Source organism: Lichenicola sp. GTC18331 (genome assembly GCF_055386855.1).
Window position 1 is genome coordinate 2,960,001 of the sequence record NZ_AP045015.1, and the last position, 12,114, is coordinate 2,972,114.

Genomic DNA, 12,114 nt, shown 5'->3' on the forward strand with positions numbered 1-12,114 from the left:
TAAGGTCCATCGTCGAGAGGGAAACAGCCCAGACCACCAGCTAAGGCCCCCAAATCGTGGCTAAGTGGGAAAGGATGTGGGGATTCCAAAACAACCAGGAGGTTGGCTTAGAAGCAGCCATCCTTTAAAGAAAGCGTAATAGCTCACTGGTCTAATAGAAACCCTGCGCCGAAAATGTAACGGGGCTCAAGCCACGTGCCGAAGCTGTGGGTGTGCACTTTGAAGTGCACGCGGTAGCGGAGCGTTCCGTAGGCCTGTGAAGGGAGATGGTGATGTCTCCTGGAGGTATCGGAAGTGCGAATGCTGACATGAGTAGCGACAAACAGTGTGAGAAACACTGTCGCCGTAAGTCCAAGGGTTCCTGCGCAAGGTTAATCCGCGCAGGGTGAGCCGGCTCCTAAGGCGAGGGCGAAAGCCGTAGTCGATGGGAATGGGGCGAATATTCCCCAGCCTGCCAGAAGTGACGAATGCGAGCTGTTGTCTGTCCTTATCGGATTGGGCAGGCTTTGCGAGCATTCCAGGAAATAGCTCTGGCGTATAGACCGTACCCGAAACCGACACAGGTGGACTGGTAGAGTATACCAAGGCGCTTGAGAGAACGATGCTGAAGGAACTAGGCAAATTGCTCGCGTAACTTCGGGATAAGCGAGACCCATATGTGGGCAACCATGTGTGGGTGGCACAGACCAGGGGGTAGCGACTGTTTAGTAAAAACACAGGGCTCTGCGAAGTCGAGAGACGACGTATAGGGTCTGACGCCTGCCCGGTGCCGGAAGGTTAAGAGGAGGTGTGCAAGCACTGAATTGAAGCCCCGGTAAACGGCGGCCGTAACTATAACGGTCCTAAGGTAGCGAAATTCCTTGTCGGGTAAGTTCCGACCTGCACGAATGGCGTAACGACTTCCCCGCTGTCTCCAGCATCGGCTCAGCGAAATTGAATTCCCCGTGAAGATGCGGGGTACCCGCGGTCAGACGGAAAGACCCTATGAACCTTTACTGCAGCTTTGCAGTGGCATCAGGAAAATGCTGTGTAGGATAGGTGGGAGGCTTTGAAGCCGGGGCGCCAGCTCAGGTGGAGCCATCCTTGAAATACCACCCTGAATTTTTCTGATGTCTAACCGCGACCGGTCTAGCCCGGTCCGGGACCCTGCATGGTGGGCAGTTTGACTGGGGCGGTCGCCTCCCAAAGTGTAACGGAGGCGCGCGATGGTGGGCTCAGGCCGGTCGGACATCGGCTGCTGAGTGCAATGGCATAAGCCCGCCTGACTGCGAGAGCGACAGCTCGAGCAGAGACGAAAGTCGGCCATAGTGATCCGGTGGTCCCGCGTGGAAGGGCCATCGCTCAACGGATAAAAGGTACTCTAGGGATAACAGGCTGATCTCCCCCAAGAGTCCACATCGACGGGGAGGTTTGGCACCTCGATGTCGGCTCATCACATCCTGGGGCTGGAGCAGGTCCCAAGGGTTCGGCTGTTCGCCGATTAAAGTGGTACGTGAGCTGGGTTTAGAACGTCGTGAGACAGTTCGGTCCCTATCTGCCGTGGGTGTTGGAGACTTGAGAGGAGCTGTCCCTAGTACGAGAGGACCGGGATGGACGCACCTCTGGTGCACCGGTTGTCGCGCCAGCGGCATAGCCGGGTAGCTACGTGCGGACAAGATAATCGCTGAAAGCATCTAAGCGAGAAACTTACCTCAAAACCAGGTCTCCCCGAGGGCCGTGATAGACCATCACGTCAATAGGCCAGATGTATACGTGCAGTAATGCACTCAGCTAACTGGTCCTAATCGCCCAATAGGCTCAATCACAGGTCTTTGCCCTCAAAAGCAAACACCAAACACATGCATAGAAATCAACCACAACTCCAAAACCACTCACACCAAAACGCACCAACCCCACACGCCCAACGCACACCAACGGTGCCTTGGACGACCTGGTGGCCATGGCGGGGAATGATCCACCCGATCCCATCCCGAACTCGGCCGTGAAAACCCCCAGCGCCTATGATACTGCGTCTCAAGACGCGGGAAAGTCGGTCGCCGCCAGGTCTTCCAAAGCACCCAACCACACACACCACCACCGCGGGGTGGAGCAGCCCGGTAGCTCGTCAGGCTCATAACCTGAAGGTCACAGGTTCAAATCCTGTCCCCGCAACCAAACAAATCCAGGCAGAACGCAAAAACTCTACCCCTTACCAGGGTGGGGTTTTCGCGCATCCAAAAAGAGCAACCGGTACCACCCAGATTCGATGCAAACCTTTGCGCTGCCTTGGCGGCAGGTGCCCTCAGCATGCCTGTGGCGCTCGGGGAAAACAGGCAATACGCCTCCACCTAGCACTACTTTGGTAGAAGGATGCGCTGATCATAGGAAATCGGTCGTAACGGGGGCTCCTGATCAGTGGGAATGGCAGCCGGATATTGAGGCGCGGCTGGAGCCGTTTTTGGTGGCCTGAGCGACAAAGGTGCGGCGCAGCATGCGTCCAGTTTACATCGTTGGGCTGATCGAGCCCGGCGATCGCAAGAGAATCCAGCGGGTAGCGGTGTGCATGGGCAAGATCTCCATGGCTGGCTGTATCACTTCGTCAATGCTGGTGTCTGAGACAGCGAGCCGCTCGAAACCGCCCTGCGGCGTCGTTCCGATCGTTTGGCGGGTGGGCCCTGGTCGCTCTTGATCATCGACGACATTGCCTTGCCTTAACAAGGACGCGGCGTCGGTCGGCGTCGCCAGGCAATACGCCCCGACCTTTGGCAAGACCGCCAATTGCCAGAACCTGCTCTGCCTGACGCTTGCTGTGCACAAGGTGCCGGTGAGGTGATGTTGGGGCTACAGGTCCTCCTACCAGAGAGCCTCAACGTGCGTGGCCTGCGGTGGGTCGTTGGCATTCCGCGGCATCAGAACGTCTATCTCCACGAGTGAGCGCTGATCTTTCCGCAGGCATACGCACACGTTCCAGATCAGCTCTGAGTCAGGGCCGACGCGATGCTGGAGGCAGCCTCATAGCGGCGGATCAGCTGGCGGCCAGGAACCAAGGGAGATCTTGCCGCCGGTTTGCTGCCGTCCGGATCAGGATCGCAGACGGGCCGCACAGCGCATCGGCACAATGGGCGCGCAGCAGCTGACGGGCTGGTCGGCAAACGCCGCAGCACCGGCGAGCGGAAATACTACCCGTCCAACCTGCCGGCCGACACGGCGCTCAAGGATCTCGCACTGGCCATCAAGGCGCGGTGGGTCTGCGAGCAGGCCCATCAGCAATCGAAGGAGGAACTGGCCATCGATCACTTCGAGGGCCGATCATGGATCGGGTTGCATCCCCACGCCCTGCTCGCAACGATGGCCTATTCGTTTCTGTAATCCCGCCGTCTGAAGAAGGGAGGAGCAGAAAAATATCACCGGTCCATCGCCCCAGCCCAGCTTGCCGGCGATCCGCCATGCCATCCTTGATCGCATCCTCAGACCGCCTTGCGCAACGCTCTTACTGCGGCAGGGCGCTCGGTCCGCCCTCGTCACAGGAAACACCAAAGTATTGCTAGAGCTCGATGCGGCGTATTTCACCAAGCAGAAAGATGTAAGACAACGCACCGACGATACCAAGTCCTCCGACATAGAAGAGTGCATTTACGAACGATCCTGTCTCAGCAACGATGAAACCAACGACGATAGGCGTGACGATCCCGGCCAGATTGGCGGCAAAGTTGAACAGGCCGCCACTGAGACCCATCATCGTTTTTGGTGCGATATCGGAGATCACCGTCCAGCCGAGGCCGACCATGCCCTGGCCAAAGAAAGCGATCGCCATGATTGCGATCATGACGGCATTATTGTTGACGTAGTTCGCACCAATGATCAGCGACGACAGCAACAGCCCCGAAATAATCGGCAGCTTACGGGCGATGTTGATCGATCCCGTGCGGAGCAGCAGTTTGTCGGATGCGAGGCCACCGGCAAGGACGCCGCAGGCCGCGGCCAGGAACGGTAGAATTGCAAAGAAGCCTACCTTGATCCAGGCCATGTGACGATCATGCGCCAGGTAGGTAGGAAACCAGGTGAGAAAAAACACCAATGTCGAGTTGCCCGCGAACTGTCCGATGGACGCGCCCCACAGGCGGCGGCTGCGCAGAAGCAGGCCGATGTCTCGCCGTGTCGGCGCGGACGCAGCAGCCGGAGCTTCGTCGCCGGCAATCAGCGTGAGCTCGGCTTCGCTGACCTTGGTGCTGTCTGCCGGTTCTTTGTAGCGAAGCAGCCACAAAGCACCGAAGACGATGCCGATCAGGCCGACGATCAGGAACAGGATGCGCCAGCCGAAACGAGCCATGATCCAGAACAGCAGCGGGCTGAATAGCGCCAGTCCCAAATATTCTCCGACCGTATAGACGCTCGTGGCACGCCCACGCTCGTGACGAGGAAACCAAGTGGTGACGATTCGGCTGTTGGCAGGAAAGCATGGCGCTTCGGCAATGCCGAGAAACAGGCGTAGGCCCAGCATCGAAAACAAGCCGGTAGCCAAACTTTGCAGCAACGTTGCAGTCGACCATAAGGTGATCGATAACCAATAAGTCACACGCGAGCCCAGACGATCCAGCAGGATGCCTGCTGGAATCTGTGATGCAGCATAGCTCCAGGAAAACGCTGAGAAGACGAGTCCCATGGTTGCCGCCTGGATGCGGAGATCGTGACTCAGGCTGGGTGCTGCGATGGAAAGAACAGCGCGATCGAGATAGTTGATCATCGTGCCGACCGCGATCAGCGCCAGCACGCCAAAGCGTACCCGCGTCAAGCGGCGCGTGATTGTTGTGGGATGGAGGATAGTCTGGGTCTCGGACATGGTGGCTCCTGTTTTCAGGGCTTCTGTGTTTGGGATTGAGCCTCATCCGACCGCATGGAGTCGTTTGGTCGGATGAAGACGCTCTTCAAAAAGCAAATGAGGCGGTACGATCCGTTTGAACCGGACGTCGCTTCAGCGATGGGTCATGGACAGAAAATGCTGCCGCATACGCCCGGCATCGGGCTTAAGGCCCGTAAAAAGCTCAAAGGCATGCACCGCCTGGAAGGTGGCCATGCCACCTCCATCGAGGGTCTGGCAGCCAATGGCCCGCGCCGTACGCAGCAACTCGGTTTCCAGCGGGAAATAGACGATGTCGGCCACCCATAGCCCGGAATGAAGCTCCGTCGCCGGCAGAGGCAGGCCCGGGTGACCGCCCATGCCTGTCGGTGTGCAATGGATGAGCCCGTCCGCATCGGCCAACAGGCCGGCCGTGTCGGGACGGGCAATGGCACGGCCGGTTCCGTAAAGGTTGGACAAAGTTCGGGCGAGACTCTCGGCGCGCTCCAAACTCTGGTCCACGATCAACAACTCGCCGACGCCCAGCGACATGGCCGCATGCCCGACCGCCGTGCCTGCACCACCGGCACCGAGTTGCACCACGCGATCACGCTTTGCGTCGGGCAGGCCTGCGCGGAATGCAGCGGCAAAGCCGGAGACGTCGGTGTTGTGACCGATGCGCTTTCCGTCACGCAACAGCACCGTGTTCACCGCGCCGATCGCCCGTGCCTCGTCCGACATTCCATCGAGCAGGGAAACGATCTCCTGCTTGAATGGGTGGGTGACATTGAAGCCGGTGAAACCCAGCCTTTCGCCGCCACGCAGCAGATCCGGGAGGTCGCGCTCGTCCAAGTCTAGGGCCTGCGTGTCCACCAGGCGGTAGAGAACGCGTATGCCATTCGCGTCACCTTCAGCTTCGTGCATGGCCGGCGTGAGGGATCTTGCGATGCCGCGTCCGATGAGACCGAGCAGGCAGGATCCTGTGCCGGAATGGAAAGTCATCTTTTGTCTCCGATCAATCTCGCCATGCGACGCAGGGCGAGCAGGTAGCCATCCGTACCGAAACCGGCGATCACCCCGTCCGCGACCGCAGACACGAAGGAATGATGCCGGAAGCTCTCACGGGCGTGGATGTTGGTTATGTGGACCTCAAGGACCGGAAACGCGACGAGACGCAGTGCGTCCGCGAGCGCGACGGAGGTATGGCTGTAACCGGCCGGATTGATGACGATCCCGTCCATCTGCCGGCACGATTCCTGAATCCAGCCGATCAAACGTCCTTCGGAATTGGTCTGCCGAAAGTCGATGGCGAGCCCGAGCATCTCACCTTCTGCGCGGCAGGACGCCTCCACATCGGTCAGTGTCTCCCGCCCATACTTCTCGGGCTCTCTCTCACCGAGCATGTTCAGGTTCGGTCCATTGAGGATCAGCACGGTCGGCATCGAAAACTCCGGGACAGGACTAGAGCGTCACGTGGGCGTTGACGCCTAAGAAGGCTGCGTCCGGGATATGGTCGGTCGAGCGTGGACGAATGCCGTACTGGAAGTCGGGCGAGATATCGATGCCGCGGAAGGCGTGAATGTTGTAGGTCGCCTCGATCACCGTTTGATGCGTGCGGATACGCCGATCATCGAGTGGCGTGTGCGCGATGGCATAACTCAGCTCGTCCTGCTCGGTGATGCGGCTGCTGTACTGCCAATAGCTCACCAGAATCGATAGAGCGTCGCGCGTACGCGACGGAATCAAACCGGACCAGGTGAAGCCGCCGAAGCCCTGGTTTTCGAGGCGTGCCGTGTCGTGATCTCCATGGACGTATCCGCCCAGCAGGATCAGGCCCTGGTTCTGATACTGCCCTGTGCGGAACAGCATTTGATCGAATGCGACATAGGACGAGGTCTGACCATGATGCCGTGCCGGGGGCCGATGCGAGAGCTGGTAGGGTGCGCCATCGACGTCCAGATAGTTGTCGTTATAGGTCGAGCTGTCGTGAATGAACCCGAGCTTGTAGTGCCCCGTGAGCCGATTGCGGCCTCGCACGGGTTCCCAGCCCAGTTCGACCGGGGTGATCAGGCCTGTGGCGTCGTCCAGACGCCAATAGAAGCCGGCGCTGCCCCCTTTATGCACCGACGCCTCGAAGAGGCCGGTCTGTACATAGGTTTCCGCTGTAGGGCGGACGCGCAGACGCGCTGCCCAGTTCGAGGCCGGCCAGGCTGCCCAGCCGTTCGAGTTGTTCAGCGCGCGAGGGTTGCCGCAGACCGTCAGCGACATGAAGATACAGTTCAGCGGCGATGCGGCGAAATCGGCACCGATCGTATAGCGCCCCACCGCCAGCGCCAGGCGCTGATTGTCGGACTTCTTTTCCAGATAGAGATAGACCAGATGGGCGACGGTGTTTTTCCCGCCGCCGTAGATCTGTTCCGGGTTGTAGAGTTCGTCGCCATCGAAGCGGCGTCCGAACGATCGACCGTTGCGGTTGATCACCGAGCTGTGCAGGACGAGGTTGTTCAGAATGCCTTTGTCCTGGAACATTTTGCCGAAATCGACATTCACCTGCGCCGCGACCTGGCCGGCATAGCCGGTGCCGCTGTCACGGATGCCGCCGGTGATGTTGCCGCCGTATTCGGCCCAGTTGTCGATGATCACGTCGACGCCGTGGTCGTGGAGTCGCGGCAGCAATCCCCCCCAGGTCCCGAACAAATGCTGGGTCGGAATCGGTTTCGGTGCCGTTGCCGACGGTGTTGACAAGGCCTGGCTTTGTTGAATGCCTGCGCCGCTGTTGACGGTCTGTGCGGCCGCGGGAAATGCGGCCAGAACACCGAATAGAGCGGTTGTGGTGACACGTCTGGATTTAAAGGAGCACGGGAACATGGACGTTTCCAAGTTTTCTTGTTGCCCGCAGTCTAGCGCCGGTTTTGAAGTGGTGTAACCAGTTAGTTAACGAGTCGTGCAGTTTCTGCGGCGCACAAAATCCACCGAGATTTGCATGTTCGCTCCGGACGCGGCACGAGGTTTAGCTGGATGCCTCTCCTCTGGACGAAGATCGCATGGCCGAGCCCCCGGAACTGAAAGGCACACCCACCCGCGCGAGCGAGGTGCGCGACGATATCCTGGCGGTGGCGCGCGACGAGTTTGAGCGCAACGGGCTGAACGGCGCGCGGGTGGACGCGATCGCCGAACGCACCCGTACGACCAAGCGGATGATCTACTATTATTTTGGCAGCAAGGAGGGGTTGTATCTGGCCGTACTGGAACGCGCCTATGTCGCGGTGCGTGAGGTGGAGAGCCGGCTGGAGCTCGACGCGTTGCCGCCTGTCGACGCCATACGCCGCTTGATCGCGTTCACCCTGGACCACCATGACGCCAATGCAGGGTTCATCCGCCTGGTGGCGATCGAGAACATCCACGACGCGCGTTTCCTGAAACGCTCGGACAGCATACGGCAGGCAAACACGCCGGTGATCGACGTGCTGCGGCGCATCGTCGATCGCGGCCTGGCGGAGGGTGTGTTCCGTCGTCGCATCGACCCAGTCGATCTGCATATGCTCATCAGCGCGCCTTGCTTCTTCCGGGTCTCGAACCGTCCGACATTCTCGGCCCTGTTCGACTACGATTTTGCCGCCAGCGGCGAACGGCACGCGCGGCTGATTGCCGATGCTCTGGTCGGGTTGCTGCAAAGCGAACCGGACGACACGCCGTCCGTCAGTTCGCCTGGCGCCGATAGGAAGACGGGTTCGACCCTGCCTTCCGTGAAAAGAACCGCGAAAAGTAGGCGGGATCGCTGAAGCCAAGCGCATAGGCCACGGCGCCGACGCCTGCTGGACCGTGCGCCAACATCCGGCGTGCTTCCAGCAACGTGCGGTCGTCTAGGATCTGCTGCGGCGACAACCCCACCACCTGGGTGCAAACGGCGCGCAGAGTGCGGCTGCTGACCCCCAGCGCGGCCGCGTAGTGCTCCACCGGTTCGCGCAGATGGAAGCGCGCTTCCACGCGGTCGCGGAACCGCGTCACCAGCGCCGCCTGACGCCCCGCCGGGCTGGGTGTCACGGCCGCCCCGTCGGTGCGGCGGATCGCGACCAGAAGGTCGAGCAGCGCTGCTTCCGCTGCCAGGCGATAGCCCGGTGCGTGCGAGACCAGTTCCGCTTCCAGACGCGTCATGTGCCTCTTGGCCTGTCGCGACATAGCGTGGTCGAGCGGGATCACGCGCGCCCGCGCCAACAGCCCGGACAGGGACGGATCGCGCCGCACGATGTCGGCCTCGAAGGTCGCAGCCAGCGTCAGCACCGCCCCGGTCGCGCCGGGACGCCATTCGAAACCGTGGATAACCGCCGCCGGCACCGACAACAGGCAGGGCGCTTCGAAAACCAGCTCGGCGCCATCGACCCGCATGCGGCCGCCGCCGGTATCGACACGGAACAGTTGCACCAGCGTCGGGTGGCCGTGGGCCCGGATCGTCCAATCATTCTGGCGCGATCGTAACACCAGTGATTCCACGTGCACGAAACGCTCATCCGTGCACTGGCGCGGCTCACCGAACAGATGGAAGCGCGGAATGGCGTCGCCGGTCATGTCCGATCAGGAACCCGTTCTGCCGTTTCGTGCAAGTCTTTCTCCGCTGCATCCATCGCTGGAGATCGCCGGCTTGGTAGGATGCGCGCAAACCCGGAGCGGTGAGCCGACCCGTCAGGCTTGCGCCATACCGCATCCGCACGAAGACCGCCGCTTTCGCCGGTGGCCCAACCATGGGAAACGCCGATGCCCGACGCCATTCCGTTCGCGCGCGACGATGCGGGACAACCGCCGTCGTATAGCCCCCCCTACCGCTCGACCGTGCTTCGCAGCCCGGCTCAGCCGCTGGTGCGCATCCCCCCGACGATCACCGAGACCACTGGCCCCGCCGGTTGCTGGCCCACCTTGTTCGGCCCCGCGCTGGCCGACCTTTCCGCCGGACGTGGCGGCACGGCGCTCGGCCAGCGGATCGTGGTGTCGGGCCGGGTCCTGGACGAGCACCATCGTCCGGTACCGAACACGATCATCGAGATCTGGCAGGCGAACGCCGCCGGCCGCTATATCCATGCCTGGGATCAGTGGGATGCACCGCTCGACCCGAATTTCACCGGCGCCGGGCGAGTCATCACCGATGCCGAGGGACGCTACCGCTTCGTCACCATCCGTCCCGGCGCGTATCCCTGGGGCAATCACCACAACGCCTGGCGTCCGTCGCATATCCATCTGTCTCTGATGGGCCCGTCCTTTTCCACCCGTCTGGTGACGCAGCTTTATTTTCCTGACGATCCGCTGATCGAGATCGATCCGATCGCCAATGCCGTGCCGATGCCGTTCCGTCAGCGTCTGGTGAGCCGGTTCGACATCAACACCACCGTGCCGAACTGGGCGCTGGGCTACATCTTCGACATCGTGCTCAAGGGACAGTCGCAAACCCCGTTCGAGGATGACGATCATGGACATTGAAGCCCTGCTGCGGAGCGAGACCGCACCGCGCCTCGACAACCAGGACCCGTCTCTGTTCGGCCAGACCCCGTCGCAGACGGTGGGGCCGTTCTTCCATTACGGCCTTCCCTGGAAGGGCGGCGCCGATCTGGTCGGCAGCAGCGAGATGGGCGCCCGCGCCGAGCTGTTCGCGGAGGAGCATTACGTGCTGAACGTCGCTCCACCACGCAGCACGCCGGAAGGCGAGGCGATCGCGCTGCGGGGCCGGGTGTTCGACGGCAATAGCGAACCGGTGCGCGACGCGATGATCGAGCTATGGCAGGCCGATGCCGCCGGCACGTATGCGAGTCCGATCGCCCCGGACGATCCAGCCGCGAACGACCAAGGCTTCATCGGCTTCGGACGCGCGGCCACCGCTGAAGACGGAGAATACCAGTTCCGCACCATCCGCCCCGGACGGGTGCCGGGCCCCGGCGGCACGCTGCAGGCGCCGCACATTGCTTTGTCAGTGTTCGGACGCGGCCTGCTCAAGCGGCTGGCGACCCGCCTTTATTTCGCCGATGGGGAAGGCAACGACACCGATCCGGTGCTGTCGGCCGTGCCGGCGGAGCGGCGTCGCACGCTGATCGCCCAGCCGGAAGGCGCGGGCGTCTGGCGCCTCGATATCCATCTGCGCGGCCGGGACGAAACGGTGTTCTTCGATCTATGACCGCCCTGCTGCGAAGCGCGCCGGCCAGTACGCCGGCGATGCGGGCCGTGTTCGGCGACGTGGCGACCCTGCGGGCGGCGCTTTCTTTCGAGGCGGCCCTGGCCATGGCGGAGGCGGAAGCCGGATTGCTGCCCGTCGCCCTGGCCGAGCGGATCGCCGCCTGCTGCGACGCCATCGCGCTCGATCCTGCCGTGCTGGCCGAGGAAGCTGCCCATGCGGGCACGCTGGCGATCCCGCTGGTGAAGCGCCTGCGCGCCGCCCTCGCCGAAGCCGATCCGGACGCCGCTCGCGCGGTGCATCGCGGTGCCACGAGCCAGGATCTGGCCGATACGGTGCTGGCGATGCAGGTGCGCGATGCGCTCGTCCTGTTCCGGCACGATCTCGCGCGCATCGAGGCCGCCCTGTTTCCGCTGGCACACGCCCATGCCGGCACGCCGGCCATGGGACGCACCCTGCTTCAAGGTGCGCTGCCGATCGGCTGGGGGCTGCGCGTCGCTCACTGGGCCGCCGGCATCCGCGATGCCAACGCAAGGCTGGGCGATGCCGCCGCCCTGCCGCTTCAGTTCGGCGGTGCCGCCGGAACGCGCGCCGGTCTTGAGGGGCGTGGTGCGCTCGTCGCCGCCGCGCTGGCCCGGCGTCTCGGCTTGCGCGACGCTCCGCCCTGGCACGCCAGGCGTGACCTTGTGGCGGCGCTCGCCGCCGCGGTCGGTATCGCGATCGGCATGCTGGGCAAGATGGCGCGCGACGTGTCGCTCCTGGCGCAGAACGAACTCGGCGAGGCACGCGAACCGGCGGAAGCCGGACGCGGCGGCTCCTCCGCCATGCCGCACAAGCGCAACCCGACCGGCTGCCAGATCGCCCTTTCCGCCGCCTTGCGCGCGCCAGGGCTGGTGGCGTCCATTCTCGGCGGCCTGCCCCAGGAGCTGGAGCGCGGCCTCGGTGGCTGGCAGGCGGAGGCGCCGGTCCTGGCCGATCTGTTCCAGCTCGGCTCCGCCGCTGCCGCCGCGATGGCGAACGTTGCCGAGGGGATGGAGATCGACCGCAACGCCATTGGCCGCGCGGTGGAGACCCATCCCGATCCCGAGATCGGCGAAAGCGTCCTCCTGGTCGACGCCCTGCTGTCTGCCCGAGGAGCCTGACC

The 12,114-nt window shown here is 62.4% G+C and carries 10 protein-coding genes, 1 tRNA gene and 2 rRNA genes (1 of these 13 cut by a window edge); 8 read left to right on the forward strand and 5 right to left on the reverse strand.

Annotated features, from left to right (window positions below; genetic code table 11):
- The 4 genes from ACZ5BM_RS13550 to ACZ5BM_RS13565 all read left to right on the forward strand — a co-directional run.
- Positions 1 to 1,805: ribosomal RNA gene (locus ACZ5BM_RS13550) — 23S ribosomal RNA — on the forward strand (it extends 939 nt beyond the left edge of the window).
- 124 nt (positions 1,806 to 1,929) lie between these two features.
- Positions 1,930 to 2,045 (forward strand): 5S ribosomal RNA (gene rrf / locus ACZ5BM_RS13555).
- A 32-nt stretch (positions 2,046 to 2,077) separates the two neighbouring features.
- Positions 2,078 to 2,154, forward strand: a tRNA-Met gene (locus ACZ5BM_RS13560).
- A gap of 891 nt (positions 2,155 to 3,045) precedes the next feature.
- Positions 3,046 to 3,348 carry a hypothetical protein gene (locus ACZ5BM_RS13565; RefSeq protein WP_498908642.1) on the forward strand — a complete coding sequence of 101 codons (303 nt, stop codon included), beginning with the start codon at positions 3,046 to 3,048 and terminating at the stop codon, positions 3,346 to 3,348.
- Positions 3,349 to 3,523: 175 nt separating this feature from the next.
- Here ACZ5BM_RS13565 and ACZ5BM_RS13570 read toward each other — a convergent pair whose 3' ends face one another.
- The 4 genes from ACZ5BM_RS13570 to ACZ5BM_RS13585 all read right to left on the reverse strand — a co-directional run bounded on the left by ACZ5BM_RS13570 (position 3,524) and on the right by ACZ5BM_RS13585 (position 7,684).
- A complete protein-coding gene (locus ACZ5BM_RS13570) occupies positions 3,524 to 4,819 on the reverse strand; it encodes an MFS transporter (protein WP_498908643.1) in 1,296 nt (431 codons plus the stop codon).
- 132 nt (positions 4,820 to 4,951) lie between these two features.
- Complete coding sequence (locus ACZ5BM_RS13575; protein WP_498908644.1) at positions 4,952 to 5,818, reverse strand: shikimate dehydrogenase; 867 nt, start codon at positions 5,816 to 5,818, stop codon at positions 4,952 to 4,954.
- On the reverse strand, positions 5,815 to 6,258 hold the full coding sequence (aroQ, locus tag ACZ5BM_RS13580) for a type II 3-dehydroquinate dehydratase (RefSeq protein ID WP_498908645.1): 444 nt from the start codon (positions 6,256 to 6,258) through the stop codon (positions 5,815 to 5,817). The genes ACZ5BM_RS13575 and aroQ overlap by 4 nt, the downstream gene beginning before the upstream one ends.
- A 19-nt stretch (positions 6,259 to 6,277) precedes the next feature.
- Positions 6,278 to 7,684 (reverse strand): carbohydrate porin, encoded by a 1,407-nt coding sequence (locus tag ACZ5BM_RS13585; RefSeq protein WP_498908646.1) that lies wholly within the window; start codon positions 7,682 to 7,684, stop codon positions 6,278 to 6,280.
- A 176-nt stretch (positions 7,685 to 7,860) separates the two neighbouring features.
- On the opposite strand from ACZ5BM_RS13585, the gene ACZ5BM_RS13590 reads away from it, so the two are divergent.
- Entirely contained in the window at positions 7,861 to 8,598 is a 738-nt protein-coding gene (locus ACZ5BM_RS13590; RefSeq protein WP_498908647.1) for a TetR family transcriptional regulator, read from the forward strand.
- On the opposite strand, the gene ACZ5BM_RS13595 is transcribed toward ACZ5BM_RS13590, so the two are convergent.
- A complete protein-coding gene (locus tag ACZ5BM_RS13595; protein WP_498908648.1) occupies positions 8,516 to 9,382 on the reverse strand; it encodes a helix-turn-helix domain-containing protein in 867 nt (288 codons plus the stop codon). The genes ACZ5BM_RS13590 and ACZ5BM_RS13595 overlap by 83 nt on opposite strands.
- A gap of 186 nt (positions 9,383 to 9,568) precedes the next feature.
- Between ACZ5BM_RS13595 and pcaH the strand changes: the two genes are divergently transcribed.
- The 3 genes from pcaH to ACZ5BM_RS13610 are packed head-to-tail and all read left to right on the forward strand — an operon-like array spanning position 9,569 to position 12,112.
- Entirely contained in the window at positions 9,569 to 10,285 is a 717-nt protein-coding gene (pcaH, locus tag ACZ5BM_RS13600; RefSeq protein WP_498908649.1) for a peptidase associated/transthyretin-like domain-containing protein, read from the forward strand.
- Positions 10,275 to 10,973 (forward strand): protocatechuate 3,4-dioxygenase subunit alpha, encoded by a 699-nt coding sequence (gene pcaG / locus ACZ5BM_RS13605; protein WP_498908650.1) that lies wholly within the window; start codon positions 10,275 to 10,277, stop codon positions 10,971 to 10,973. Before pcaH ends, pcaG begins: the two co-directional genes overlap by 11 nt.
- Positions 10,970 to 12,112 carry a lyase family protein gene (locus ACZ5BM_RS13610; protein ID WP_498908651.1) on the forward strand — a complete coding sequence of 381 codons (1,143 nt, stop codon included), beginning with the start codon at positions 10,970 to 10,972 and terminating at the stop codon, positions 12,110 to 12,112. Before pcaG ends, ACZ5BM_RS13610 begins: the two co-directional genes overlap by 4 nt.
- Positions 12,113 to 12,114: the final 2 nt, after the last annotated feature.